Genomic DNA, 25,175 nt, shown 5'->3' with positions numbered 1-25,175 from the left:
GCGGTTACGGCGCCTCTGGCGCCGCAACCGCCTGTCCAATGCTTTGGTAAGAGGCTTTGCCTCTTTCACAGAGGGGCGGGAGCCTCCGTTTACATTCGCTCCGTTCACTTTGGGACAGGCACCCGCGATGGGATGGGCAGCCCCGATTTAAGATCCAGCTGCCACAAGTTTGCGGAGATTTCTGGTGATAGAGACCTGTGCGCCGAGCTGGAGCGGACGGATTTGGTGCATGTGTCGCGCGTGGGAGGTCAGAAATCGGATATAAGGCGTGCTGCGCAAGACTGGTCTTTCATCGCCACCAAAGCTAGATGGCGGCCATGACTTCAACTTCGACTTTGAACTCTTCGCGGGTGAAGCCGGAGACAATCAGTAGAGTTGAGCTTGGCACACGCCCCGTTCCTGCGAGGAATTCGTCACGCGCACGCATGTAGCCTGCCATGTGTTCGCGGCTCGTCACATAGGCCGAGATATGGGCGATGTCTGAGGGCGCCATATCGCCCTCTCGCAGGATTTCGCGGATGTTTTCAAAGCAGATAAAAGCCTGCTCATAGCTGCTTTCGGGGATCGAATCATCGGCTCGGATACCAAGCTGGCCGGAGGTCACAACGACCCGCTTGTGCGCCGGAATCTCTGTACCATGCGCATAGGCTGCAAACGGCGGGCGGATCGAAACTGGGTTTAACGCTTTCATTTCCGGCTCTTTTTTCTGACCAATATATAGGCTTGCAAGAGGGAGAGGACTTTGCAAGCCTAAAGGCACTCTCTGGCACAGTTCACTATCAGGGCCACGCAAATCCAATTCTCTGAAGGAGGAGAATATGGCACAGCGTGTGCTTTTGATACGTCATGGCGATGAGCCTGAAGATGATCGCGTTGCCACCTGGCTGGCGGCAAATGGCTATGAGGCCGTGACGCGCAAGCCCTTTGCCGGGGACAGCCTTGAGGATGTCGGAGAGGTCGCCGCGTCAATCGTCTATGGCGGATTGTTCGACGTTTTTGAAACGGAGAAATATCCATTTCTGCGCGACGAAGACCGCTGGATCGCACAGTGCCTCGAACGGGATGTGCCGCTCCTTGGGATTTGTCAGGGATGCCAGCAGATCGCACGCCATCTTGGTGCTTGGGCTGGCGCACCGGAGCGGGAATTCTTTGAATTTGGCTATTATCCCATTCTGCCCACAGAGACGGCGGGCGCCTTTCTCGATGCGCCCTTGAGAGTTGCGCAGGCGCATTATCACACGTTTGATCTGCCGCATGGTGTGGTGCGGCTCGCCGGAAATGAGGCCTACCCGAACCAGGCGTTTCGCTATGGCGACAAGGTTTATGGGTTTCAGTTTCATGCCGAAGTGACCCCCGCAGGATTTCGCCGCTGGCAGTCCAGCAAGGTGAATGTCTACGGGCGTCCTGGCGTGCAGGATATTCAGACGCAAAACCGATTGATGGCGGCACATGACGCAGCCCAGGCGCAATGGTTCAACGGGTTTCTCGACAGATTTCTGGGGCAGGCGGCATGAGCATTCAGGGATATTGGGCGGAGCTGAAAACGACGGAATTTCAGACGCTGTCACAGGATTGCATCGCGGTGCTGCCGCTTGGGGCCACCGAGCAGCACGGGCCGCATTTGCCGCTCTCGGTCGATACGGATTTGGTGCAAGAGACCGCCGCGCGAATGCTCGCAAACCTCGACCCCGCGCAATCGGTGCTGGTCTTGCCAGCCCTCGCCATCACCAAAAGCAATGAACATAACCGGTTCTCCGGGACGCTGAGTCTTTCGCCCGAGACGCTTTTGGCGGTGCTGCGCGAGATCGGGGCCTCGGTAGCGCGCGCTGGGATTGAGCGTCTGGTGCTGTTCAACGGTCACGGAGGCAATACTGCGATATTGCAGGTGGCCGCGCGGGAGCTGCGCATCAGCCATGATCTGATCGTGGTGGTGTGTTCCTGGTCCGGCTTTGCCGAGGCAGACGGGCTTTTTGATCCGGCGGCCTATGCGGTTGATCTGCATGCCGGGGACAGCGAGACCTCGGCCATGTTGGCGAGCCATCCGGGTCTGGTGGATATGTCCAGAGCCAAGACCTTTGGCACCGCTATGGAAGACTGGGCCGGAGAATTCCGTTTTATCGGACTGACCGGAGAGCCCGCCACCCCTGGCTGGATTGCGGACGACCTCAACCCCGATGGTGTCTGCGGGGATGCCGTCGCCGCCACGGCGGAAAAGGGTGAGGCGATGTTGGCGTCCGCGGGACGTAATTTTGCGCGCTTTCTGGCGGAGTTTGCCCATTTCGATCACAGGAGAGCGCCATGAGCCATGCTCCTGGGGCGCAATCCCGCCTGTCTGCCTCCCGTTTGACCGAGGCCCGTCTGCCCGGCGTCGCCGTTCCCGCCGCTCTCGTTGCCTCTGCCGACCGCTTTGGGGGCCAGCCGCAGGGCGAGCACCTGGTGGGCGACCTTGTGCTGCGAAACGGGCGTGCTGAGCGGCTCGAGGCCGCGACGGTGCCGCCCCGGAGATTGGTGCTGCCAAAACTCACAGAGCCGCATGTGCATCTCGACAAGTGCCACACGATCTACCGAATGGACGGGGTCGGCGGCGGTCTGGAAGATGCGATTTCGGCGCAGGCTCTGGACCGGGAAACCTGGACTGCTGATGATATTCGCGCGCGGGCGGGGCGGGGACTGGGAGAGCTCCTGGCCGCGGGCTGTTCTGCTGTGCGTTCCCATGTGGATTGGGGCAGCGGGCGCGACCCGGCGCAGGCCCCACTGGCCTGGGATATCCTGAGGGAGCTGGCCCAAGACGCCTCGGATGCGGTGATCGTGCAGCGTGCGGCGCTGACAGGAGCCGACAGGATGGCCGACATCGGCTATGCGCGGGCTTGCGCTGCGCGCGTGGCCCAGAGCGGCGGCGTGCTTGGATCCTTTGTGCTGAACCAGCCGGGTCGCAAAGAGGGCATCGCCAATATCTTTCGCGTTGCAGAGGATATGGGGCTGGCTCTTGATTTTCACGTCGACGAAGGCCTCGCGCGGGGGCTCGACGGCTTGGAGATGATCGCCGACGCCGCTCTCGCCACCCGGTTCGGCGGACCGGTTCTCTGCGGCCATGCCTGCAGCCTGATGAACCGCTCCGATGAGGATGTGCGGCGGATTGCCGAAAAGCTCGCCCGCGCTGAAATCTCCGTGGTCGCGCTTCCGACCACCAATCTGTACTTGCAGGGGCGCAACAACGGCACGCCGGACCGCCGGGGGCTGACGCGGATTCACGAGCTTGCTGCTGCAGGCGTAAACGTGGTGCTCGGCGCGGACAATGTGCGCGATGCCTTCTGCCCGCTCGGCAGTCACGACCCGCTGGCGACGCTTTCGCTGGCGGTGCTTGCCGGGCATCTCGATCCGCCTTTTGGCGACCATCTACCCATGATCACCACCGGCGCACGCCGCGCGCTTGGCCTTGCCCCCGTGACCGTCGACGGGGCTGCAATCGGGGATCTGCAGCTGTTCGACGCGCTTTTGGTCACGGACATTCTGGGCAGCCGATCTGCGCCGCGTCCCCTGACCGACGATTTGCCAGGAGCCTCCCTATGACCGATACGCCGACTGACCGCCCCTCCTTCGATTGGGCCAATTTTGCCGCCAGCCTTTCGCCGGTCGAGGTGATTGAAGAACCTGTCCTGATCAAGAAACGCTCGCGGGATTTCTTTTGGTACAGCCCGGTTCTGAACGCCCAGCTGAAAAAGTGCTTTGGCGATCTGGTGGCGGTGCCCCACACGAAGGATGAGATGCGCCATTGTCTGCAGCGCGCCTATGAGGCCGATGTGCCTGTGACACTGCGTGGCGGCGGCACCGGGAACTACGGGCAGGCGGTGCCACTGCAAGGAGGGTTGATCCTCGAAACCACCAAGATGAACCGCATTCTGGAGATTGGTGACGGCTATGTGCGCGCTGAAGCGGGGGCCTTGATGGCGGATGTCAATGCGGCGCTGATCGCGCAAGGCTGGGAAATGGCGATGTTCCCATCGACACAGGACATTGCCACCATTGGCGGGTTTGTGGCCGGCGGCTCTGCCGGGATCGGGTCGATCGCAAATGGCGCCCTGCGTGAAAAAGGAAACATCATGCAGCTCAAGGCGTTTTCGCTTGAGGCAGAGCCGCAAGAGCATGTCTTTGACGCTGAAGACGCCCTGCAGCTGCACCATGCCTGGGGATTAAACGGGGTCATCACCGAAGTGACGCTGCGCACCGTGCCGCATCGCAACTGGATTGGGTGCATGGCCACCTTTGACAGCTATGAAGCGTGCTATGCTGCTGGCTATGCGCTTGCTACCTCAACGCAGATTGGCCGCAAGCTGGCCAGTACGGTCGAAGCCCGCATTGTCGCCTATTTCCCGCGCCTCAAGGATCATTTGCGTGAAGGCAAACACCTGCTGGTGTCACTGGTTCCCGCCGAGGACATGGAGGCCCTGCGGGCACTGATAAAGGCGCAGGGCGGCCATCTGGATCTGGCGATGAGTGATGCCGAGCGGCAGGCGGCAAAGCTGCCGCATGTTTTTGAATTCGCCTACAACCACACCACGCTGCAGGTCCTGAAGGCCGATCGCGCGGCCACCTATCAGCAAATCGGGGTCCCGGATCCTGCGGATGCGCGAGCGGTTGCGGCCGTGGGTGCGGCCTTGGGCAATGATGTCTGGCAGCACCATGAGTTCGCGCGGGTGGATGGCAAGATTGTCGCCTTTGACCTGCCGATCATCTGGTTCACCGATGAGGCACGGCTGCGCGAGATCGACAAGACCTATGAGGCGCACGGCCACAGCGTCGCCGATGCGCATACCTATTTCGTCGAGGGGGGCGGGCTGAAGAATGCCGATTATCGCCACCTGGCGTGGAAGAAACGCATGGACCCCAAGGGACTGCTGAATCCTGGCAAGTCACGGGCCTGGGAGGAGGTAAAACACCTCCCCGCTGAGGAAATCGAAGCAAAGGCAAAGGGCTGAGGAGACCCAGAATGACGACTATTGAAACAAAACCGCTGACACCGTGCTTTGGGGTCGAAGTGAGCGGAATGACGCTTTCGGAGGTCAGCAAAGGGCATGATTTCGCTCGGCTGCGAGACCTGTTTGAAGAGCATTCCGCGCTCTTGTTTCGCGCGCAGGAGATCAGCAACGAGGAGCATATGGCGCTGGCGCAGCTCTTTGGCCCGATCGAGGATCGCAAGGCTGACGAGCGCAAACCGGGTGAGGCGTTTGAAGTGCCCGAAGTGTCGAACGTACAAAAGGACGGCACCACCTCCGGCGAAATGGATCTGCATACGCTGAACCTCAAATCCAACTTTCTTTGGCATTCGGACAGCACGTTTCTGCCCACGCCTGCGCTGACCAATATCCTGATCGGTCGCGTTGTCACCACAGAGGGCGGCGCAACCGAACTTGCCAGCACCCGAGCGGCCTGGGCAGCGATGCCAGAAGAGCTGAAATCCAGGATCCGCGGACGCGGTATCTGGCACAGATACAGCCATTCGCGTCGCAAGATCTCGCCGGAGCTGGCCAAATTGCCGATGTTCAACAAGTGGCCGGACCAGCACTGGAGCGCGGTCTGGCCCAACCCGGTGAACGGGCGCGAAGGGCTCTATATCGCCAGCCATGCCTTCAAGGTTGACGGCTATGACGAAGCCGAAAGCCAGGAATTGCTCGATGAGTTGATGGCGTTCTGCACACAGCCAGAATTCACCTATGCGCATCAATGGAATGTCGGGGACGTGCTGATCTGGGACCAGCGCGCAGTGCTGCATCGTGGGACGCCTTGGCCCTACGAGCAGCCACGCACCCTGTCGAGCATCTGCGTTTCAGTGACCGAAGCAGACGGGATCGGCTCCATCCGCATGCCCGCCTGAATCACGCCAGGCCGGGCGGTTGCCCGGTCTGCACATAACTCGGCCGTACAAACAAAGCGGCAGCCAGCCTCACGGCGCAACAGAGAGGGAAACCTATGACTCATTTCACCAGAACAGGACAACCGTTGCCGGCCTCGCTGACACGTCAGGCACCCGAGATGGCTGCTGATCCCGTCAGCCGCCGAGAGTTCCTGGCGACGGCCTGCTCTTTTGGCGCCACCGCCGCCACGGCCTATGCGATGATGGGTCTGAACGCCCCGGCACAGGCTGCGGCCAATGCCCAGATGGGGGGCACCGTGCGCATCCAGCAGCAACTTGTGGCCATGCGTGACCCTCGAAAGTTTGACTTCAATTCGCTTGCCACCTTTACGCGCGGATGGCTGGAATACCTTGTCCAATACAACTCTGATGGCAGCTTCACCCCGATCCTGCTGGACAGCTGGGAAATCAGCGAGGACGCCACCGAATATTCGCTCAATGTGCGCAAAGGTGTCACCTGGAACAACGGCGAGCCTTTCACTGCCGATGATGTGGCCAACAATATTGCCCGGTTCTGTGATGGCACCGTCGAAGGCAACGCCATGGCGGGCAAAATGCAGGTGATGATTGATCCCGAAACCAATCAAATACTGCCGGGTGTGGTCGAAGTCACTGACAGCCACTCGCTGAAGCTAAAGCTGCCGAAACCGGACATTTCGCTGATCGCGAGCTTTGCCGACTATCCCGCTGCCGTTGTGCATCCGTCGTTTGAGGAATTCTCGATGCTGGATAACCCGATCGGAACCGGGCCCTACCTGCCCGAGTTCTACAGTGTCGGTGACAGTGCGGCGCTTGTGCGCAATCCCGATCACACATGGTGGAACGCGGGCAATGGCGGCTATATGGACCGGGTCGAGTTCATCGATTTCGGCGCGGACCCTGCGGCCTTTTTTGCGGGGGCGGACGCGGATGAATACGACGTCAATTACGACACCGAAGGCGACTATATGGACGCCTATGACTCGCTTGATGGCTGGACCAAGCATGAGGTGACAACCGCCGCCACGGTACTTGCGCGTTGCAACCAACTGGCCGAGGTGAATGGCAAAGCTGTCTATGCCGATGCCCGCGTCCGCCGTGCGCTTGCGATGGCCGTGGACAACGAAGTGGTGCTGGAAATCGCCTATGGCGGGCAGGGCCGTGCAGCGGAAAACCACCATGTGTCTCCCGTGCATCCCGATTATGCCGACATCGGTGCCCCTGTGCGCGATCCTGAGGTGGCAATGCAATTGCTGGAGGATGCCGGCATGTCGGACTTCGAGCACGAGCTGGTCTCGCTCGATGCGGCGTTCTGGAAGGCCACGGGCGACGCCATTGCCGCGCAGCTGCGTGACGCTGGAATCAAGGTCAAACGCACGGTGTTTCCGACCTCTACCTTCTGGAACAACTGGGCGAAATACCCGTTCTCGGTGACGAACTGGAACCACCGCCCCCTCGGCATTCAGACACTCGCCTTGGCCTATCGCAGTGGTCAGGGATGGAACGAGTCCGGTTTTGCCAATGCGGAGTTTGACGCGCTGGTCGAAGAGGCGCTGGCAACTGCCGATCCAGAGGCGCGCAGCAAAATCATGGCCAAGCTTGAACAGATCATGATCGATGAAGGTGTCATCATCCAACCCTATTGGCGTTCGCTCTACAACCATTCCAAGAGCAATCTGAAGGGCGCTGAAATCCACATCTCCAACGAGCTTTATCCGCAGTACATGTATTGGGAAGCTTGATTTTTCAATGGTTTGCCCGCCGCTGACCCCGGCGGGCGAACAGCAACGGAGAGCCGAGCATTGCTGGACACCATATTATTGGCCGCGCAGGCCTTCAGCCTGGCCTTTATGGCTGGGTGGCTGACGATTGGCGCGATGGAAAATTTGCTGCATCCTTTCTTGAACGAAACCTACACCGCGGAGGTCATGGATATGGCCCGCATGCGCGAGGACTATCCGGAGGCCTATCATTTTGTCGCCTATCGGCGGGTCACCAGCCCAGGGCTGCGTCGCGCGCTCTTTCGATGCATCGTTGTCTGGGAGTTTGCGGCGACGTTTGCGCTCTGGATCGGGGTAGGGGGGCTGGGTCTGGCCGCTGCGGGATCTCTGGCACCAGACGTGGCAGTTGCAATCGCGCTGGTGGCGACCATGATGTTTATCGCAACCTGGTGTGGGTTCTTGATCGCGGGAAATTGGTTCTGCTATTGGTTCGGACATGAAGGCGGGCAGAACACCCATTTCCAGATGACCCTGTGGGGCATGCTCAATGCCGTATTGCTTGTCGCTGGCGCGGCTAGTCTCGGGGTATGATCGTACGCCCAGCTTGGCGCACAATCATACCCATCAGGCGGTGGGTCGAACGGGATAGGTCTCAGCCCTCAAAGCCCGCGACATTGCTCTCTTTCACCCAAGCGCTGGAACAGGTGCCCCAATAGGCCAGATTTGGCGGCCACGCCTCGGGCGTCAATGCGCAGGCTGCCATGCGCGCCTCGAAATCGAGCGCCGCCACATAGCCGCCACGTCCGTCGCCCTTCTCGGGATCACTCCAGATGAGACCGGAATAGCCGTTCTCATAGGCGCATTCAAACGCGGCCCCCAGATCTGACGGGAACACGTAGCCGAGGATCGCGGCTTTGGCGTGCGGGGCCGCGTAAAGCGCAATCTGCCCGTTCTCGGTGCCTTCGTTGCTGAGGATGCCCGCAACCTCGCGACAATCTGCGCTTCCGTAGGGGGCTGCGCCCACAATCGGCTGATGTGGTTGATAGTAGCCCGCACTTTCGGCGCTCGGACCGGTGCGCAGCATATTCACCGAGATCCCGCGTAGCGACAGTAGCGTGTCTAATTCCGCTCGTAGCGCCGGTTGCATGCAGTGCAGGCTCCGGTCAGGTGCAGTGCCGCGGCCAAAGAAATCAAGCCAGATCTCGGCCTCAGATGTTTCGCGCGAGTCGATCGGTGTTTTCAGGCTCAAAACCGCGCGGCCCCCGTCATGCACAAAGCTGAACTCGTGTATGTCCCATGGAACCCCCCCGGTTCCTAGTGTCATGCCAAAGGGGATGTCTTGGGCGAGGCGTGTGATCGGGGCGTTTGAGACTGAAGGGCTGAGATGCAGGCTGAGGACGGGCGTGCCCATCTCGGGGTGCTGGCTTGCGCAGACTTTGATCTCTTCTGCCTCTTCAGTGAGGCAGAGCACCTGCGTTGCAAGGATGTCGTCGCAAAAGGCCTGTGCAATGCCCGCAGAGCAGAGCCATCCAAGCACGAATGTTGCGAGGCATGATTTCATGATGCGTTTCCTCTCAAATGTCGGTGGGCGCGCCGACTGGCGCACGGTCAATAATGGCAGGATTGTTCGTGTCATGTTATTGAACCCGCTCCAGCAGGGCTGCATCGACCCATCCCGTCGCGCAGGGACCGGCATAGGGCTGCCCGAGGCGCTCCGGGCGCAGGGTGCAGTCGCTCATTCCATTGGTTGGCAAGGCAACCGCGACGAAATCGCCGACGCGGTCCAAGAGGTCGACCGTCTCGCCCGGTTGTAGCATCCACCAGACCGGCGTTGCGGCCGAGGGGCGCGCGGCCGCATAAACGGGTACACCCTCACGGCCCCCCTTGGTGGAGAGGACGCGCGCGCGTCCCGCAGTTTCAACGCGGGGGATGATAGCATCCTTGGAAAAGAACGCCCCAATTGGGCCACGCATTTCTTGTGCGGGCCAGAGTGCGTCGGTATCGGCGTAAATCGTGGCCGGCGCACAGAGCGTTTGATCGACTTCCGCGCGCCAATGCGGTGACTGTAGCCACATGGAATACTCGCCCGTATCCGCGATGGTTTCGTTTGCATCATCCCAAGGCAGCTGCGCATGCAAGGTCACAGGCTCTGCAAGATCAGTGCTCCAGAACCCGATCTCCAGTTGGACCTGATCCTCTTCGGACCAGAGAAACCAGGTCGTGTTGGCATCTGCGATCAGAGGCGTGTCGTAATACATCTCGCCGGTCGACAAGGCATGCCGGGTCAGGCTGTAGCTTTGATCCTTGGCGCAGACGGTGATTTGCTCGCGCAGCTCGGCGGCCTCTGTTGCGCATTGAAAGACAACTGCGCCCTCGCAGACCGATTGCGCTGCGGCGGCGTAGCCCCAGCTGATCGCGACAAAGACGCAGGTCAGCCATTGTGAGGTTCGAGACATGTAACCAGCCTCTATTCTGCGGCTTCAATGATCTCGATGAGACCGGAGAGGTCACTTTGGACGGTGCCTGTGTCGCAGCTCAGATCCGCGATCAACGCCCCGTCGCGCAGAACATTGATCCCGCCGATCTGTGTCGCATCCGCCGCGCGTTCACTGCCCGACCAGACCTCATAGGAATAGCCGCCTCCGCCATCAAAGGTCACGGATTCACTCATGAAGGCGCCCAGTCCATTCCACGGAGCAGCCTCCAGTGTTGCCATGTCCTGAAGGATTTCTTTCTCGACCGTACCGTCGGATTTGAAGAACCCATAGGCGACCTTTGATCCCTCCGCCCAGATAGCGTTGCACACTTCGACCCCGCGTGTGCCATCTTTGAAGGTGCAGGAGAATACTTCGGTGCCATCAAGCTCGCAAAACCGGCCAGCCTGCGCGGCGCCAGCTGTGATCAGTAGGGCAATTGAGAGAGTGAGGTGTTTCATAAGCTGTCCTGTCAAAAAGAGGTTTGAAAATCACGTGGTTCCGGGGGGATGAGGTGCATGTTTTGCGGATGAGCGCAGCCAGAGCGCGCCAACGAGACCAACAGCCAAGGCAACTGCGATCAGCGCCAGAGACACGATTGGGCGATAATAGAACCAGGCCGTTGCCATCGTGAGACCACCAAGGCAGAACGCCAATGCAACGCTGATAAGCGAGGTGACCGACGACGAGACCCAGCCCAGAACGGGCAGAATGCTTGCAAGCACATCCACAACGCCAAAGAGCGCTTTGAAGCCTAGAAAGAGCAGAACCAGCAAGCCGATGCGCAGCATCCATGTCTTGGCCGTGTTGGCGCGCTGCGCGGTCTCAAACATCTCTTCGGCGGTTTTTATTCCTTCCGTGAGCAAGTGGATCTTGCGACCGTTCTGCGCGATATAGGGCACCAGAGCATTGCCGCGTTGCAGGCCAATGACGCTGGCGCTGTCAATTCTGGCGGCTTGGTAGCGCAGTCGGATGTCCCCAAGTGCCGGGCGCGCGACGGTCTCACCAAACACAACTTGCCCGGCAACCAGCTTGGCCGTTTGAGAAAGCGGCAGAGCCTCTGCGATCTCAGCAGCCTGTGTTTCGGTCAATATCACCGGTGTCGCGCCGCCCAGATCAGAGATCTCTTCTGACACGCGGTAAGCGCCGACCGTTGCGTCTTGCTGGCGCAGGATTTTGGAACGGATCGGCATCGGAGGGTTCATGTGACCTTCGGACACTCGAAACGCGGCCCCGCTCGCGGGGGTTTCGGTCCAATCCATCCGATAGGTGTATGTGGTCGTTTTGTCCTGCCCTCCTCCGAGTTTGGTGTCGGTCCAGGTTTGCGTTTCTTCGATCCAGGCAAATTGCTCCACGATACGTTCGAGGCGCACCGTTTGCGCCGGGGCCTCCACTCCAAGCGCGGCATCAACAAGCGCTGCTTTAAGCTTTGCGGGGCCACTGATATGGACGAGACGGGCTTCGAACGTGGGGTCCAATGTTGCGCTGTCCAACGACACAACTTGCCCCGCGCCCTCGTCCAGCGCCCGCGCTGTGCGCACGGCATTGCCTTCGTTCCAGAACAGAAAATAGAGAGCAATGCCGATAAAGCTGATCCCGAGGCCGATGCCTTTGAACGCGTTCTTTAATCGGACCGACAGGCTGACCTGCGTTGTTTCCGTAAACTGAGACATGATTCAAGCTTCTGAAAAGAATTGACAAATGGTCTTAGGCCGATTTTCGAAGCCCGAGTGTTTGCATCACTTCAGCGATGTCCGCCATGCTCAGCCCCCGGGCGATCGGTGCATTGGGTACGCCCAGCCAGTCATTGATTTCCTGCGCCGTTAGCAACGAGCGTTTGCTCGTGGTGTAGCCATGCGACAGCGGTACGCGATGCCGGTGCGTTGCCGCGCGGGTGATAACACAGAGCCGATAGGTGTAGCTGGCATGCAGCCTGTTGTTGCTGCGTTCATTGCGCCTCAGGTCGACATCCGCTTGCAACACGGTGTCCAGGGGAATGGTGTCGACACGGGTGCCATGCAGCATGGTTTTGCGCAGGGTCAGGGTATTATGTGTGCGGTCGAAAACCACTTCGGTTTGGTGATAGACCAGCCACAAGATCCCGCCCCCAACGACCACAACTGCGAGGGCTATCGCCCATCCCGCGATGGCGCCCGAGATGGCAGCAGTCAGGGCGAGCCCAAGCGCGACCAGCAAGGCAAGCCCCAGAACACTGGAAATGACGCGAGTTGTCCCTTGCAGAACAAGGCAATCGGATTGGTTCAGGTCGATCTTCATCGGCGGGTGCTCAAATTTCTTGGACGTTTATGACGTTGGCTGATGGCTCCAGCGGTTTGGCTCCGGGGCGGGAGCCTGAGCGGCACGAACGAGGTGATGAACCGCGCGTTTCAGGCCCCCGACCGGGAGGCGACAGAGATCCATGAGCGATGCCACCGCCTGCCCATAGCTGGCAGGTATGAAGACGCCCGTTATGGGCGTTGCGCCCTTTTGGCGGGCGCCCGCGGGTTAAGCCGCATGTAGACCTCATGGTGTTCCCCTCTGACACGTCACAGTCGGGGTGATAGGCCGTTGTCCATGGACGATACATATGGGGATTTCCCCATATTTTGCGATGCGCACTGGTCCCGATTGCGGCCTGTTCCAAGCGCCGCATGCCGCGCGGGACGTGTCCATTTGCCCTGGGTATTCCAGCGCCCCCGTGGCGAGGTCGCACATATACACTTCGATGTTTGCGTGCGCGCCAGACAGCATATTACTATCTAAGATATTGATATAGAAGTGAAATACGTGGTGTTTGGTCGTGCAGATATGTTGTGCGAGATTTATTAATCAGAGAAGTTGAAAAATGTTAGCGCTTTCAGGTTCGGCGCGGTAGGATGCGCCGAATTGGCATGATCCACGGGGTGGGTCGCAGATAGGGATACGGGACGACCAGCATGATCCTTTGTTGTGGTGAAGCGCTCATTGACATGATTCCGGGAACGACCGAGACGGGACAAGCGGCATTTGTGCCCCACACGGGTGGGGCCGTCTTCAACACGGCCATTGCGCTTGGCCGTCTCGGGCGGCGCGTCAGCCTCCTGAGCGGTGTTTCGCGGGATCTGATGGGGCGCAAGCTTGAGGCAGCGCTTCGCGAGAGCGGCGTAAGCGAGGGCCACTTGATCCGCTCAGACCGCCCGACCACGCTCGCCTTTGTCGAGTTGCAGAACGGGCATGCGAAATACGCGTTCTACGACGAGAACACTGCGGGGCGCCTGATCACGGTAGCGGACCTGCCGAAGCTCGGCGCCGAGGTCGAGGCCCTGTTTTTTGGCGGGATCAGCCTTGCGTGTGAGCCCTGCGCAGACACCTATGCCAGCATGCTCAAGCGATACGGGGCAGAGCGTGCCGTGGTGCTCGACCCCAATATCCGCCCCGGCTTTGTCCCGGACGAGGCACGCTATCGTGCACGCCTCAAGGAGATGCTGGCGCAGGCGGATATGGTGAAAGTCTCCGACGAGGATCTGGCCTGGCTCATGCCAGAGCAGTCAGACCCGCAAGCGCAGGCAGCTGCGCTACAAGCCTGGGGCCCTGCGGTTGTACTTGTGACCCGCGGTGGTGACGGAGCCATGGGGCTGCTTCCAAACGGGGAAAGCGTCACCGTTGCAGCTGAGCGCGCGGAGGTTGTCGATACGGTTGGGGCTGGGGATACGTTTAACGCAGGCGTGATGGCGCGGCTTGACGAGTCGGGGGCCCTGAACAAGGAGGCCTTGCGCAAGCTGGATGCGTCGACCTTGGCGGAGGCCCTGCGTTGGGGCGCCAAGGTTGCGGCCGTCACGGTGTCTCGCGCGGGGGCAAACCCGCCCTGGCGCTCAGAGCTCTGATCTGGTGAGGCGGCCACCCAAGACAGGGTGGTGGCTATTCAGGCGCGGCGCGATTGACGCGGATGGAAAGGTTCCATCTGGGCAATATCTTTGCGCCGCAGATCCTGACGCGCTAAGGCGCCATAGCGCGATGACACGAGCTTGCGCCCGATCTCACCCCGGTTCGAAAGCGCAGGAATGAGCTCGGGGAACAGGTCAAAAATCTCGCGTTTGTCGCGAGGGCTGAGACCGCGCAGGGCCTCGGGGCCGGGCCAGAAGGTCTCTGTCGCGCAGCCGTCTACAAAGATCACCTGATGCGCCTCGGTCATCAAATGGATGTAGCACACCCCCGACGCGCGCTCCTCCGCATGGACATGACCAGGGTCGAGCTCAAGCAAAAGGCGGGCGCGCACAAAGGACTCGCTTCTGGACGCGCCATCGGAGGGCAGCAAGAAGCGATGCTGCGGCGAGACCAGCATGGCGCGATCATTTGCGATTATTCCGCCGGGGCGCAGCAGGACAGGTCGCAGATGCGGATGTCGCGCCAGATCCGAAGCCGAGAGCCTGCGGTGGCCGACCCAGATCACCGGCTGTAGCCCGTTGTCAGCTGTCTGGACCAGATCGCCTTCGCGGATCTCTTCCACCGGGACCTCGCCCCGTGCGGTGATCACGCGGCTGCCGGGCGTGTAGCAGGGGATACCAGCGGCAAACAGCTGATCGTGGGTGGTCATCTGTGCCGGTGTGACGCCCTGCAAAACAAGCTGTTCGCCACCCGGGAACGTCAGAAGTGCATTGCCAAAGCCATCGTCGCTTGTGGTGACGTCGATGGTGCGTACGGCCCCGCCATCGCCGGACCCACCCGTCAGGCCAGAGACATCCAGCTGGTCGTTGTAAAAGCCATCAACATCGGTGTCATTGATGTCAAAGTCGGTGATCTGGTCGACCCCGCCCGAGGCAGTCAGCGAGATCAGGTCATCCCCGGCGCCGCCGGTAAACACGTCGTCCCCACTGCCGCCAGTGAGGCTGTCGTTGCCTGATCCCGCATTAATCTGAACACCGGCGGTATCGTTTCGGGCATCAACGACGTCGTCCTGATCGGTGAGGATGAGCTCTTCGATCTCGGAAAACTGGATCGTGTCGGTGCCGTCGGTGATCGTTCCGGCTTCGGGGCCGGTGTAGGTCACCGTGACCGGGCCGGTCATATAAGACAGATCGACAACGTCCTGATCGTTCCCGGCCTCGCCACCGACGATGGTGTCGTTGCCAAAATTATCTTCGATCCGGAAGGTATCGGCATCTGCCTCGCCGTACATGAGGTCCGCACCGGTGCCACCGATCAGGAGGTCGTTGTCGTTGCCTCCATACATGGTGTCATTGCCGCTGCCGCCATCAAGCGTGTCATTGCCATCGGTCGCAACAATGCTGTCGTTGCCGGTGCCACCGGACAGGCTGTCATCACCAACCGAGTTGCGCAGCGTATCGTCGCCTTCGCCGCCAAAGAGCGTGTCATTGCCCGCACCGGTGGTCAGGCTGTCGTTGCCCGCGCCGCCGTAGATCAGATCGTCGCCATCACCACCAAGGATCGTGTCGTCATCGTCGCCACCATCGATGGTGTCATTTCCGATGCCGCCCTCCATGTAGTCCATGCCGCCGCCGCCGAACATGATGTCGCTGCCGGCTTCGCCAAACATGCTGTCATTTCCGAGGCCACCATCGAGGCTGTCGTTGTCGACCCCTGCGTAGAGCGTATCATTGCCGTCGCCCCCCTCAAGGGTGTCGTTGCCTTCGGTGGCTACAATGCTGTCGTCGCCGACGCCGCCAACAAGGCTGTCGTCCCCAGCCGAGTTGTGGAGTGTATCATTGCCCTCGCCACCGAGCAGCGTATCGTTGCCAAGGCCGGTCGAAAGGAAATCGTCGCCCTCGCCACCATCGATGAGGTCGTCGCCGTCGCCGCCAGAGATCGTGTCACCACCAAGCCCGCCAATAAGCACATCCGAGCCGGTGCCACCGAACATGACGTCATCGCCTTCGCCACCGTCGATGCTGTCGTCGCCGTCGCCACCGTCAAGCGAGTCATTGCCGCCCTGGCCCATGATGACATCCGACCCAAGCCCGCCCAGCAGCGTATCGTTGCCTTGCTCGATCGGGACGTAGACTCCATCTTCGATGAGGTCGCCCGAGAGTGTGAACCCGGAGATCGTGCTGCGCGCTTCCAGGGTGAAGGTAATAAAATCCCGGCCTTCGAATTCGGCAGAGAACCAGGCGTCCTGGTCATCCGGGTTGTTCGCCTCGGTCCCGGCCGCGCGCACGCTGCCATCCTGATTTGTTACATTGAGCGAGGTACCATCCGAGGTGCCAAAGGCGGTGTATTCATCCGTATCCAGCGAAACGGCCTCGACATCATAGTTGTAGTAGTTCTGATCGAGGTCGTTGAAAGTCGCGGTGGAGTTGATGTTGACCGGCTCGCCGGTCGTGGGATCAAAAAACTCGAGCCGGAACTCGGCGGTGTCCCCATAGCCGTTGCCGGTGATGGAGATTTCAGCCCCACGGTCGCCCGACAGGTCGATGGTCATGTTCGGGTCGCTTGCGTTCACCAGAACAAGGCGTCCCCAGACTGCGGTCCCATCCTCAAGAAAGGCCACATCACGGTAAACTGCGGTATCTCCGATCCCGGCAGATGCGCCATCGTAATAGGACTGGCTGACGAGATTGTTGATGTTGAGCACGAGCGGCGTCGCGTCCGAACCGGTCTGGCCGTCCTCATCGCCCATGAGCGTATCGTTGCCCTCGCCGCCCTCGACGCTGTCGTGACCACGCCCGCCCATCACGACGTCATCGTCCCGGGATCCGGTCAGGCTGTCGTCACCATCGCCGCCCAGCACCAATTTGAACAGCCCGTTTGCGTTGCCATTGGCATTGGCTGCGGCGTTGTCCCTGCCAGTGAGTTTCAACAGGTTGTCAATAAGGCCCTCGTTGCCGGACCCATCGGTTTGGAAGAACTGAGAGTTGTCAATGTGCTCTGGGTCTTCTTCTTCCTCTTCCTCCTCTTCGAGATCCCACTCCTCTTCCCAAGGGGCAAAGTCATCAACATCGAATGTCTCGGGGAGCGCACGCCAATCGTGCTCATTCTCAACCTCAGAGTGGAGCAAGAATTCTTCGGCGTCAGCAGCCGGACGGTTGATGCGGGTCATATGCAAGGGCCTTCGCAAGGATCTGGTCAAAACGCGTGCCTGCGTAGTATTCGCCAGAAGACACAAAAGGCTGATTAAGACCTGTGCAGAAATTTTTCGTTAATCGCGCTGTGGGGATGGATGATGGAAATTTTTATAAAATCATATACATCCGCCGCGCACAAAGAGCCCGCTGGCGCATTGGGCACAAGGTGTTGAAAAGGTTGAACTTAGAGCCTCAGCAGGGTAATGTCGGCCGCGCGCAGACCAATTTCAGCGTGCGCAGTGTCTCGGTGCACAATAATTAAAAACTGATGTTGAATTGCTCGTTTCTATTTCATTCCTGAAGAGACGCATAAAAATGTCTTTATTCAGTGGACCCTTGCGAAGGGAAAAATGCGTTTCGGGGCGGTCTTGCCAATTGGATCAGGCAAGACCGCGTTGAGGCCGTCGCCGAAGTTGGTTCGGGCGAGCGCTCTGCTTTGCCGAACCGTGGATCACTGCACGCGGCGCAAAAAGGCGCGGGTGCGCGGGTCTTGCGGGTCGCTCAGGATTTGATCCGGGGGGCCTTGCTCAATTACATCGCCGCCGCTCATGAAAATGATCCGATCCGCAATCTCGCGGGCGAATTGCATCTCATGGGTTACGATCAGCATGGTCTGGCCCTGCTCTGCCACGCGCCGCATCAGGTCCAGCACCTCGCCAACCCATTCCGGGTCCAGCGCCGAAGTCGGCTCGTCAAAGAGCATCAGATCCGCATCAAGCGCCATCGCGCGTCCAATCCCGACACGCTGCTGCTGCCCGCCCGAAAGCGCCGCAGGATAGGCATCAGCTTTGTCCAAAAGCCCCGTGTCCTGCAAAATGGTGCGGGCGCGTGCGTCGGCTGCGGACTTGGGCATGCCCTTTACGGTGATTAGTGCCTGCGTGATGTTTTGCAGCGCGGTTTTGTTGGCAAACAGCGCGTAGTTCTGGAACACGAAGGATGTCCGCCTGCGCAGCGCGAGGATTTCTGCGCGGCTGGCGTTGGCGGCGTCGACACTGAGGTCCCCGACCCGGATCACCCCTCGATCGGGCCGGTCCAGAAAGTTCAAACATCTGAGCAGGGTGGATTTCCCGGTGCCCGAAGGGCCGATGATGACCACCCGCTCCCCCGGCTGGATCTCAAGCGAGATATCTCGCAGCACCGTGCTCTCGCCGAAGGATTTACTGAGCCCCGAAATACTGATGCCTTTGGTGTTGCTCATCTCGCATGCGCCTTGTTGAGGTAGGTTTCCAGGTGACGCTGGCCAAAGGACAGTGCCTCGACAAGGATCCAATAGATCGCGGCGGCCACCAAGAAGGCTTCAAAGTAGAGAAAGCTCCCGGCGGCTTCTTTCTGGGTTGCCCCCATCAGCTCTGTGACGCCTAGCGTAAAGGCGAGAGAGGTGCCTTTGATCATGTCAATGAAGTAGTTGACCAGGGTCGGCGCTGCGACGCGGGCGGCCTGGGGCAGGATGATCTGTCGCATCATCTGCCCCTGCGTCATCCCGACGGCCTGGGCGGCCTCCCACTGACTCCGGTCAACACCAAGGATTGCGGCACGGATGCTCTCGGCCATATAGGCCGAGAAATGCAGCGTCAGCCCCATGATCGTCGCCGTAACGCCGTCAATGGAACCGAGGAACCCCAGCACCTGCGGCAAGCCGTAATAGAACAGGAACAACTGTACCAGAAGCGGCGTGCCGCGAAAGAAGCTGATGAAGAGGCGTACGAAGGCGTCCAGAACCGGGATCTGAAACACGCGCTCGACTGCCAGAATGGAGGCCAGCACGAGCGCGCAGGCCATACCGATCACTGCCATGAACAGCGTTAGCGGCACATAGCCCAAAAGGATCGGCACCAGATCCCACATGTATTCCAGATTTAGACCCTGCACTGGTTTACTCCGCGACGGTGATGTCGGTGCCGAACCACTTGTGGGAGATCTCCGACAGGGTTCCGTCCTCTTTCAGCGTCGTCAGCGCCGCATCAAATTTATCGCGCAGAGCGATGCCTTCGGCGTTCGTTCGGAACGGCATGGCGTTGCGGATTTCGCTGAAGGGCGCGCCAGCCAAGGCGAGGGGCAGGGGGCTTTCTGCGATGAGTTGTGCCGAGGACACCCGGTCCATCACAAACGCATCGACGCGCCCCAGCGCGGTATCCTGAGCGATGTTGCTCTCATAGGTGCGAATATCAATCTCAGACGCATTGGGCAGTTCGTTCAGCAGCTCCTCAAAGTTCGAGCCGAGGTTGACCGCAACGGATTTGCCGCTGAGATCAGAAGGTCCGGTGATGCTGTCTTCATTGCCTCGCTTCACCACCACCTGCGCGCCGTCAAAGACGTAGGGTTGCGAGAAGGCGAATTTTGCTTCGCGCTCGGGTGTGATGGTGATCTGGTTGGCGATGGTGTCGATGCGGCCCGACTCGAGCGCGCCGATCAGACCGGAAAAGGACATGGTGACAAAGTTCACCTCATCACCCGTTTCGGCGGCAATGGCATTGATGACGTCAACTTCGAAGCCCTGCAATTCGTCCAGTTTGACGAAGGTGAAGGGGAAATAACCGCCGGACATGCCGACGTTGATCGTCTCTGCCTGCGCTGTGCCAAAGGTCGCGGCGAGGGTGAGCGCGGTGATCGCAATCTGTTTCTTCATGGGTATGCTCCAGTAACTTGGGGCGCAGGTAACTCCGGGTTGGCGCGACTTCAATGGCGCGAACACACTCAAGTCCGCCCTGTCGGTTAAGACGTCTGAGAGAGAAAAATGTTCCTCGCGAAGACGGAAATGCAAAACAGGCGTAGCGGCATCTCTTCTGCCACAATCGTCACAGGGGTGATGCAGATCGGTGGCGGATGGGTTGACAGTTTGATGTCACAGAGTCCTAAATATCCAACATTTTCAATTTCCAGGGATGAAATGCTGTTTTCTCGCCGCTCTTCCGACAATGAAACGGTTGTTGCCATGCTCGCTTCGGCGATCCGGCGCGACATTTCTTTTGGCGTGCTGCGCCCGGATGAGAAACTGAAGATTGAAGCCCTGCGGCAACGCTATGGTGGCTCCAACCACTCCATGCGCGAAACGCTTCGGATGCTGGTGGCAGAGGGGATGGTGGAGGCCACCAACCAACGCGGTTTCCGCGTCACCTCTGCAACCGAAGACGATCTCGCCGATATCCTGATGATGCGGCTTGAGGTGGAAAAATTGGCGCTGGAGCGCGCGATCGCGCATGGCGGCGTCGATTGGGAAGCACAGATCGTAGCGGCCCACCATCAGATGATGCGCGCAGAAAACCAGCTCAACCAGGCTCCGGATGACGCGACCGCTCTTGGCTGGGACGAAGCTTGTCGGGGCTACATCATGGCGTTGGTATCGGCGTGCGGCTCTCCGAGGCTGATCGAGATGACCGGGCGGTTTTATGACCAATCCCGCCGGTTCCGTTTGGCGCGGCTGCGGGAAGGGCGGATCGACTTTGACGCGCGCCGGGACCGGCAAGAGGCCTTGAAAGCGGCCGTGATGGAGCGTGACACCAAACGCGCGCTGCGGCTGCTTGAGGAAGACACACAGGCGGATTTGAGCGGCTGAGAGATCCAGCAGGGGGCCGCACCGTCAATCAAAGACCATTGGGAGGACAAGACCATGACATTCAACAGACGACAGACATTGGCGCTAATGGGCGCCGCCGCTGCATCAGGCCTCGCCGCTCCGGCGCTTGCTTCTGGCAAAAAACCGGTGGTGGGCGCGCTGAGCCTCACGAGCCATTCTGGCAGCTTTATCGCGCTGGAGCGGGGATATTTCAAAGAGGCGGGCCTCGATGTCGAGCTCAAGTTCTTTCAAGCCGCACAGCCCATGGCCGTTGCCATCGCCTCCGGTGACGTAGATTTCGGCGTTACCGCGATTTCCGGCGGCCTCTTGAGCCTTGCAGACAAAGGCGCGGTCAAGGTGATTGGCGGCGCGCTATCCGAGGAACCCGGCATCGACGGGCAGAAGATCCTTGCCTCTGATGCAGCCTATCAAGCGGGGCTCACGTCGGTCGCGGCTCTGGATGGCAAACGCTACGGGATGACCACTGCGGGATCGTCCTTTCACTACATGGGCTCCAAGATCGCTGGCGCTGAAGGCGGGACGCCGCAGTTTGTGCCACTGCAAAAGGTTGGCGCGATTATTGGCGCGCTGAAATCGGGTCAGATTGATGCCTGGTCCATCGTACCCCATATCGCAAAGCCGCTCGCAGGCTCGGGCGCGGTGCATATCATCGGCAATGTCGCGGACTATCTGCCGAATTACCAGGTCACAACTGTCTTTACCTCTGCGCAGAACGCGAGCAAGGAACGCGGTCTGACAGAGAGCTTCCTCAAGGGCTTTGGCATGGGGGTGTCGGATTACAACGCCACCATGGTCGACAAGCAAAACGGTGAGGACGCCATCAACGAGATGGTCGATCTGATCCACAAATATGTCTACACCGACCGCCCGCGCGAAAAAGCAGCGCCGTCGATCATCAATGGGTCCATGCGTCTCAACAAAGATGCTGCGATCAATGTGGCCTCGGTGTCTGATCAGCTGGCCTGGATGCAGTCGGAGGGCCTTGTCGATGCCGGGATCACGCTCGAGACCTTCCTCGATACCAGCTACGTCGATGTGATCGGCGCCTAAACGAGAACTATCGGGAGCGACGGCATCGTCGCTCCCTGCACAGGGCATATTCTCATGGATATTCGACTGGACGGGATCAGCCATTTTTATGGCGAGACCGAAGTCCTGCGGGACATTTCACTGGACGTGGCCTCAGGGCAGATCGTCTGCCTCGTGGGCCCGTCGGGTTGTGGCAAGTCCACACTCCTGCGTTTTTTGGGCGGTCTTGAACGGCCCAGCTCCGGTCGGGTTTTGCAACTGGGTACACCGCCCGAAGGGTGTCTCAACCCGCTGACCTATGTGTTTCAGGATTTTGCCCTGCTGCCGTGGCGCAGCGTACGCGGGAATATTTCGCTGGTGCTCGAAGACCATGGCATTCGGGGCGCGCGGGCCGAAGAGATCATCGCAGATGTGCTGGCGCGGACCAAGCTCACGGATTTTGCAAATGCCCTTCCCAAGCAACTCTCGGGCGGCATGAAGCAACGGGTTGCCATTGCACGCGCCCTTGCGGTGAAACCTGCCGTCATGCTGATGGACGAGCCGCTCTCGGCGCTTGATAGCCAGACGCGAGAACTCTTGATGGATGATCTCATTGCGCTTTGGGAACGCCAGCCGTTCACGGCCGTCTATGTCACCCACAACCTCGCCGAAGCTGTGCGACTGGGGCATAAAATTGTGGTTCTGTCCCGCCGCCCCGGACAAATCCGCGAGGTGGTCGAGATCGAAAAACCACTCTCGGAGCGCGGCTATGCGGATGTGGATCTGGAGCAGATCCAGAAGCATCTCTGGACCCTGATGCGAGACGAAGCCCGTGCGGCGGATGAGGAGCTTTTGGATGTCTGACACCTCTCTTTCTCGGCAACCGCTCGAGGTCCGGTTCCGGGGCGGCGGCTTTGCACCGCGCAATCGCCGTTGGGTCGGGCTGGCCGTTTTTGTGGTGCTGATCGCGCTGGTCGAATGGGGCACACGCAGCGGGTTTATTTCCGCGCTCACCCTGCCCAAACCTTCGGATGTCTTTGCGACCCTTGTCGAGCTCTGGCAGTCGGGCCTGTTCTTTCAACACATGATCCCCTCGTTGACGAGACTGGCCGTCGGCGCAGCCCTTGGCGCCAGCGTCGGCGTCGGTGTCGGAGTTCTGATCGGCTTGTTTTCCTACATTCGGGCCGGTTTGGTGCCGCTTATGGCGGCAATTTTCCCGATCCCGAAAATCGCCCTGCTGCCGCTCTTTGTGATCTGGTTCGGGATTGATGAGGGCTCAAAATACGCGCTGATCGCCTTTGGCACCTTCACCCCGACGGTGGTTGCCACCTACGGCGCGGTGGACAATGTGGACCGCTCGCTGATCCGCATGGGGCAGAGTTTCGGCCTGTCGTGGCTCTCGATCGTGCGCAAGATCGTGCTGCCTGGTGCGATGCCTGGCATTCTCTCCGGTCTGCGCATCAGCCTTGCGATTGCGATTATCCTCTTGGTTGCGGCCGAGATGCTGGGCGCGCAATACGGGATCGGGGCCTATATCCTCGAGGCGGGTTCGCTCTATGATCTGGAACGTCTGTTTGCGGGCGTCGTGATCCTGTCGCTCTTGGGGGTGCTGACATCGGGTACGATTGGCATGATTGAGCGGCGACTGTTGAACTGGCGGTCCTGATCCGACTGGGCGGGATCAAGCGTTCCAGCGCACGCGGCCGAGGGCGCTGACATTGTAGCCACCCATGCCGGCGGCGCGCTGCGCAAGGGCGTCAGTCTGGCAAAAGGTCAAAAAACATTGGAAAGCGGGCTCAAACCACGCTTTTCGATCCACCAGAAGCGCAAACTCCTCATCGATGAGTGGGGTGAACTTTAGCCCGTAGCTTTTGGCGACGGCCTCGAGACCAAAGGTGACATCCGCAAGACCACGGCGCACGCTCTCCACGGCCTCATCTTCGGAGCGCGCCACATCGACAAGATCCACTTTCTTAAGGTCAAGGCGCGCTTCAGCAGCGAGATCTCGAAACAGCTGATCCGTGCCGGAACCGGGTTGGCGCGGTGCAAATCTCAGGTTGGAAATCTCGTTCAGAGAGGCAAGGTCAAGGTCCGGATCGCGATAGACAAGACCACGTTTGCGGCTGGCAAAATGGATCAGCACCGCATTCTGCCGTGTGGCCATACGGGCCACGATCGGCACGTTCCATTGGCCGGATTTTTCGTCGCGCAAATGCAGGCCGGCTGCTATCCCTTCGCCTTGCAAGAACCGCTCGAGCCCATCCATGGATCCGTCGACATAGCTGGCCAATCCAGATTGCGACTGCCGGATGGCCCAATCTAGCAGCGGATCATGGCTGCCGAGCAGAATCTGCGGGCGGTGTACCGGGGCTGGCTCGCCGCCGGATTTGGCCCGCGCGATCCACTCCCGGATCTCATTGGCCGGAAACAGCAATTTCCCTGTCGCGCGCGAACAGGGGACCTCTCCGGAGGCGGCAAGATCATAAATCTTGCGCTCTTTCAGGCGCAGCAACTCCGCCAGTTCAGGGACAGTGAGATATTCGTGGTCTGGCAGGTCGAGATCAGTCATGTCGCAGTCAGCTTGGGGGGCGGCCAAATCACAGGCCGCACCCCAGTGACCCTATCAGTTCTTTGGTGCGTTGGGGAAGAACAGTTGCTGATCGCTGACCTCATAGGCGGCGATGGCATCCTGTCCTTCTTCGGAAACCAGCCACGCGGCAAAGGTCTGAGCCGGCTCGACATTGACGGAGGGACATTGGGCCGGGTTGACCGGGATCACGCCATATTGGTTAAAGAGATCATCGTCCCCTTCGACCTTGATGGTGTAATCCTGTTTGTTGCCAAAGCTGATCCAGGTGGCGCGATCGGTCATCACATATGCGCCCATGCCAATGCCCGCGTTGAGGGTCGCGCCCATGCCGGAGCCGGTCTCGCGGTACCATTCGCCCGAAGCCGAAGTCGGGTCCAAACCCGCATCCGCCCAGAGGGACACTTCTTTCTTGTGGGTGCCGGAGTCATCGCCGCGAGAGGCAAAAAGCGCCCCTGCATCAGAGATTTTGGACAAGGCGGCTTGTACGTCGCTCTGGCCCGCCACGCCGGCAGGATCAGCCTCGGGGCCGACGATCACAAAATCATTATACATCAGATCGGTACGTGCGGTGCCAAATCCGGCTTCGACGAATTTCTCCTCGGCAGCTTTGGCATGCACCAAGAGCACGTCCCCGTCGCAGTTCTGCGCATTCTTGATCGCTTGCCCGGTGCCAACGGCAACCACATTGACCTGAATGCCGGTCTTGTCCTCAAACAGCGGCAGCAAGTGGTCATAAAGTCCGGAGTTGGCAGTCGATGTGGTGGATTGCACGATAATGGATTGATCTGCCGCAAATGTGCTGGTGGCGAAGGTCAACGCCGCAAAAGTTGCGCCAAGAGTGTGGCTCAGTTTCATGAGAT

General features: G+C 59.8%; 24 protein-coding genes. 12 read left to right on the top strand and 12 right to left on the bottom strand.

Features of this window, described 5'->3' with window-relative positions:
• Positions 1-304: 304 nt before the first annotated feature.
• Positions 305-691 carry a RidA family protein gene (locus TM1040_RS00660; protein WP_011536675.1) on the bottom strand — a complete coding sequence of 129 codons (387 nt, stop codon included), beginning with the start codon at positions 689-691 and terminating at the stop codon, positions 305-307.
• A 127-nt stretch (positions 692-818) separates the two neighbouring features.
• Here TM1040_RS00660 and TM1040_RS00655 point away from each other — a divergent pair, with 127 nt between their 5' ends.
• From TM1040_RS00655 to TM1040_RS19645, 7 genes are all read left to right on the top strand, one after another.
• Positions 819-1,514: a glutamine amidotransferase-related protein gene (locus TM1040_RS00655; protein WP_011536674.1), complete on the top strand. Its 696-nt coding sequence runs from the start codon at positions 819-821 to the stop codon at positions 1,512-1,514.
• Positions 1,511-2,302: a creatininase family protein gene (locus tag TM1040_RS00650; RefSeq protein ID WP_011536673.1), complete on the top strand. Its 792-nt coding sequence runs from the start codon at positions 1,511-1,513 to the stop codon at positions 2,300-2,302. Before TM1040_RS00655 ends, TM1040_RS00650 begins: the two co-directional genes overlap by 4 nt.
• On the top strand, positions 2,299-3,570 hold the full coding sequence (locus tag TM1040_RS00645) for an amidohydrolase family protein (protein WP_011536672.1): 1,272 nt from the start codon (positions 2,299-2,301) through the stop codon (positions 3,568-3,570). Before TM1040_RS00650 ends, TM1040_RS00645 begins: the two co-directional genes overlap by 4 nt.
• Entirely contained in the window at positions 3,567-4,976 is a 1,410-nt protein-coding gene (locus TM1040_RS00640; RefSeq protein ID WP_011536671.1) for an FAD-binding oxidoreductase, read from the top strand. Before TM1040_RS00645 ends, TM1040_RS00640 begins: the two co-directional genes overlap by 4 nt.
• Positions 4,977-4,987: 11 nt before the next feature.
• A complete protein-coding gene (locus tag TM1040_RS00635) occupies positions 4,988-5,872 on the top strand; it encodes a TauD/TfdA dioxygenase family protein (RefSeq protein ID WP_011536670.1) in 885 nt (294 codons plus the stop codon).
• Between the two features lie 95 nt (positions 5,873-5,967).
• Entirely contained in the window at positions 5,968-7,632 is a 1,665-nt protein-coding gene (locus TM1040_RS00630; protein WP_011536669.1) for an ABC transporter substrate-binding protein, read from the top strand.
• Between the two features lie 60 nt (positions 7,633-7,692).
• The gene (locus TM1040_RS19645) at positions 7,693-8,202 is read left to right on the top strand and encodes a DUF2165 domain-containing protein (protein ID WP_011536668.1); all 510 of its coding nucleotides are present in this window, start codon (positions 7,693-7,695) and stop codon (positions 8,200-8,202) included.
• Between the two features lie 61 nt (positions 8,203-8,263).
• On the opposite strand, the gene TM1040_RS00620 is transcribed toward TM1040_RS19645, so the two are convergent.
• The 5 genes from TM1040_RS00620 to TM1040_RS00600 form a co-directional block, all read right to left on the bottom strand.
• Positions 8,264-9,172 (bottom strand): hypothetical protein, encoded by a 909-nt coding sequence (locus TM1040_RS00620; RefSeq protein WP_044026426.1) that lies wholly within the window; start codon positions 9,170-9,172, stop codon positions 8,264-8,266.
• Positions 9,173-9,248: 76 nt separating this feature from the next.
• Positions 9,249-10,067 (bottom strand): hypothetical protein, encoded by an 819-nt coding sequence (locus TM1040_RS00615; RefSeq protein ID WP_011536666.1) that lies wholly within the window; start codon positions 10,065-10,067, stop codon positions 9,249-9,251.
• Between the two features lie 11 nt (positions 10,068-10,078).
• Positions 10,079-10,546: a hypothetical protein gene (locus TM1040_RS00610; protein ID WP_011536665.1), complete on the bottom strand. Its 468-nt coding sequence runs from the start codon at positions 10,544-10,546 to the stop codon at positions 10,079-10,081.
• 30 nt (positions 10,547-10,576) lie between these two features.
• Entirely contained in the window at positions 10,577-11,758 is a 1,182-nt protein-coding gene (locus TM1040_RS00605) for a TMEM43 family protein (protein WP_011536664.1), read from the bottom strand.
• A 34-nt stretch (positions 11,759-11,792) separates the two neighbouring features.
• Positions 11,793-12,362 (bottom strand): hypothetical protein, encoded by a 570-nt coding sequence (locus TM1040_RS00600; protein ID WP_011536663.1) that lies wholly within the window; start codon positions 12,360-12,362, stop codon positions 11,793-11,795.
• Between the two features lie 659 nt (positions 12,363-13,021).
• On the opposite strand from TM1040_RS00600, the gene TM1040_RS00590 reads away from it, so the two are divergent.
• A complete protein-coding gene (locus tag TM1040_RS00590) occupies positions 13,022-13,948 on the top strand; it encodes a carbohydrate kinase family protein (RefSeq protein ID WP_011536662.1) in 927 nt (308 codons plus the stop codon).
• 38 nt (positions 13,949-13,986) lie between these two features.
• Here TM1040_RS00590 and TM1040_RS00585 read toward each other — a convergent pair whose 3' ends face one another.
• The 4 genes from TM1040_RS00585 to TM1040_RS00570 all read right to left on the bottom strand — a co-directional run bounded on the left by TM1040_RS00585 (position 13,987) and on the right by TM1040_RS00570 (position 19,769).
• Entirely contained in the window at positions 13,987-17,118 is a 3,132-nt protein-coding gene (locus TM1040_RS00585) for a Hint domain-containing protein (RefSeq protein ID WP_011536661.1), read from the bottom strand.
• Between the two features lie 476 nt (positions 17,119-17,594).
• A complete protein-coding gene (locus TM1040_RS00580) occupies positions 17,595-18,341 on the bottom strand; it encodes an amino acid ABC transporter ATP-binding protein (RefSeq protein WP_011536660.1) in 747 nt (248 codons plus the stop codon).
• Positions 18,338-19,012: an amino acid ABC transporter permease gene (locus TM1040_RS00575; protein WP_044026424.1), complete on the bottom strand. Its 675-nt coding sequence runs from the start codon at positions 19,010-19,012 to the stop codon at positions 18,338-18,340. The genes TM1040_RS00580 and TM1040_RS00575 overlap by 4 nt, the downstream gene beginning before the upstream one ends.
• Before the next feature lie 4 nt (positions 19,013-19,016).
• Positions 19,017-19,769, bottom strand: coding sequence for an amino acid ABC transporter substrate-binding protein (locus TM1040_RS00570; protein ID WP_011536658.1), 753 nt, complete (start codon positions 19,767-19,769; stop codon positions 19,017-19,019).
• Between the two features lie 261 nt (positions 19,770-20,030).
• Between TM1040_RS00570 and TM1040_RS00565 the strand changes: the two genes are divergently transcribed.
• The 4 genes from TM1040_RS00565 to TM1040_RS00550 are packed head-to-tail and all read left to right on the top strand — an operon-like array spanning position 20,031 to position 23,391.
• On the top strand, positions 20,031-20,696 hold the full coding sequence (locus TM1040_RS00565; protein ID WP_011536657.1) for a GntR family transcriptional regulator: 666 nt from the start codon (positions 20,031-20,033) through the stop codon (positions 20,694-20,696).
• Between the two features lie 54 nt (positions 20,697-20,750).
• Positions 20,751-21,767, top strand: a complete 1,017-nt coding sequence (locus TM1040_RS00560; protein WP_011536656.1) for an ABC transporter substrate-binding protein — start codon at positions 20,751-20,753, stop codon at positions 21,765-21,767.
• Between the two features lie 54 nt (positions 21,768-21,821).
• Positions 21,822-22,589, top strand: coding sequence for an ABC transporter ATP-binding protein (locus TM1040_RS00555; RefSeq protein ID WP_011536655.1), 768 nt, complete (start codon positions 21,822-21,824; stop codon positions 22,587-22,589).
• Entirely contained in the window at positions 22,582-23,391 is an 810-nt protein-coding gene (locus TM1040_RS00550; protein WP_011536654.1) for an ABC transporter permease, read from the top strand. The genes TM1040_RS00555 and TM1040_RS00550 overlap by 8 nt, the downstream gene beginning before the upstream one ends.
• Positions 23,392-23,406: 15 nt before the next feature.
• Here TM1040_RS00550 and TM1040_RS00545 read toward each other — a convergent pair whose 3' ends face one another.
• Both TM1040_RS00545 and TM1040_RS00540 read right to left on the bottom strand, forming a co-directional pair.
• The gene (locus TM1040_RS00545) at positions 23,407-24,294 is read right to left on the bottom strand and encodes a helix-turn-helix transcriptional regulator (RefSeq protein WP_044026423.1); all 888 of its coding nucleotides are present in this window, start codon (positions 24,292-24,294) and stop codon (positions 23,407-23,409) included.
• Between the two features lie 54 nt (positions 24,295-24,348).
• Positions 24,349-25,170 carry a substrate-binding domain-containing protein gene (locus TM1040_RS00540; protein ID WP_011536652.1) on the bottom strand — a complete coding sequence of 274 codons (822 nt, stop codon included), beginning with the start codon at positions 25,168-25,170 and terminating at the stop codon, positions 24,349-24,351.
• Positions 25,171-25,175: the final 5 nt, after the last annotated feature.

It is taken from the genome of Ruegeria sp. TM1040, assembly GCF_000014065.1.
Lineage (GTDB): Bacteria > Pseudomonadota > Alphaproteobacteria > Rhodobacterales > Rhodobacteraceae > Epibacterium.
This window is presented reverse-complemented; position numbering and strand designations above follow the sequence as displayed.

Excerpts from the sequence above, each read along its gene's own strand:
- TM1040_RS00545 (WP_044026423.1), bottom strand. The coding sequence starts at position 24,294 with ATGACTGATCTCGACCTGCCAGACCACGAATATCTCACTGTCCCTGAA.
- TM1040_RS00650 (WP_011536673.1), top strand. The coding sequence starts at position 1,511 with ATGAGCATTCAGGGATATTGGGCGGAGCTGAAAACGACGGAATTTCAG.
- TM1040_RS00645 (WP_011536672.1), top strand. The coding sequence starts at position 2,299 with ATGAGCCATGCTCCTGGGGCGCAATCCCGCCTGTCTGCCTCCCGTTTG.
- TM1040_RS00615 (WP_011536666.1), bottom strand. The coding sequence starts at position 10,067 with ATGTCTCGAACCTCACAATGGCTGACCTGCGTCTTTGTCGCGATCAGC.
- TM1040_RS00600 (WP_011536663.1), bottom strand. The coding sequence starts at position 12,362 with ATGAAGATCGACCTGAACCAATCCGATTGCCTTGTTCTGCAAGGGACA.
- TM1040_RS00640 (WP_011536671.1), top strand. The coding sequence starts at position 3,567 with ATGACCGATACGCCGACTGACCGCCCCTCCTTCGATTGGGCCAATTTT.
- TM1040_RS00585 (WP_011536661.1), bottom strand. The coding sequence starts at position 17,118 with ATGACCCGCATCAACCGTCCGGCTGCTGACGCCGAAGAATTCTTGCTC.
- TM1040_RS00610 (WP_011536665.1), bottom strand. The coding sequence starts at position 10,546 with ATGAAACACCTCACTCTCTCAATTGCCCTACTGATCACAGCTGGCGCC.
- TM1040_RS00555 (WP_011536655.1), top strand. The coding sequence starts at position 21,822 with ATGGATATTCGACTGGACGGGATCAGCCATTTTTATGGCGAGACCGAA.
- TM1040_RS00540 (WP_011536652.1), bottom strand. The coding sequence starts at position 25,170 with ATGAAACTGAGCCACACTCTTGGCGCAACTTTTGCGGCGTTGACCTTC.
- TM1040_RS00560 (WP_011536656.1), top strand. The coding sequence starts at position 20,751 with ATGACATTCAACAGACGACAGACATTGGCGCTAATGGGCGCCGCCGCT.
- TM1040_RS00630 (WP_011536669.1), top strand. The coding sequence starts at position 5,968 with ATGACTCATTTCACCAGAACAGGACAACCGTTGCCGGCCTCGCTGACA.
- TM1040_RS00565 (WP_011536657.1), top strand. The coding sequence starts at position 20,031 with ATGCTGTTTTCTCGCCGCTCTTCCGACAATGAAACGGTTGTTGCCATG.
- TM1040_RS00660 (WP_011536675.1), bottom strand. The coding sequence starts at position 691 with ATGAAAGCGTTAAACCCAGTTTCGATCCGCCCGCCGTTTGCAGCCTAT.
- TM1040_RS00620 (WP_044026426.1), bottom strand. The coding sequence starts at position 9,172 with ATGAAATCATGCCTCGCAACATTCGTGCTTGGATGGCTCTGCTCTGCG.
- TM1040_RS00580 (WP_011536660.1), bottom strand. The coding sequence starts at position 18,341 with ATGAGCAACACCAAAGGCATCAGTATTTCGGGGCTCAGTAAATCCTTC.
- TM1040_RS00605 (WP_011536664.1), bottom strand. The coding sequence starts at position 11,758 with ATGTCTCAGTTTACGGAAACAACGCAGGTCAGCCTGTCGGTCCGATTA.
- TM1040_RS00550 (WP_011536654.1), top strand. The coding sequence starts at position 22,582 with ATGTCTGACACCTCTCTTTCTCGGCAACCGCTCGAGGTCCGGTTCCGG.
- TM1040_RS00655 (WP_011536674.1), top strand. The coding sequence starts at position 819 with ATGGCACAGCGTGTGCTTTTGATACGTCATGGCGATGAGCCTGAAGAT.
- TM1040_RS00590 (WP_011536662.1), top strand. The coding sequence starts at position 13,022 with ATGATCCTTTGTTGTGGTGAAGCGCTCATTGACATGATTCCGGGAACG.
- TM1040_RS00635 (WP_011536670.1), top strand. The coding sequence starts at position 4,988 with ATGACGACTATTGAAACAAAACCGCTGACACCGTGCTTTGGGGTCGAA.
- TM1040_RS00570 (WP_011536658.1), bottom strand. The coding sequence starts at position 19,769 with ATGAAGAAACAGATTGCGATCACCGCGCTCACCCTCGCCGCGACCTTT.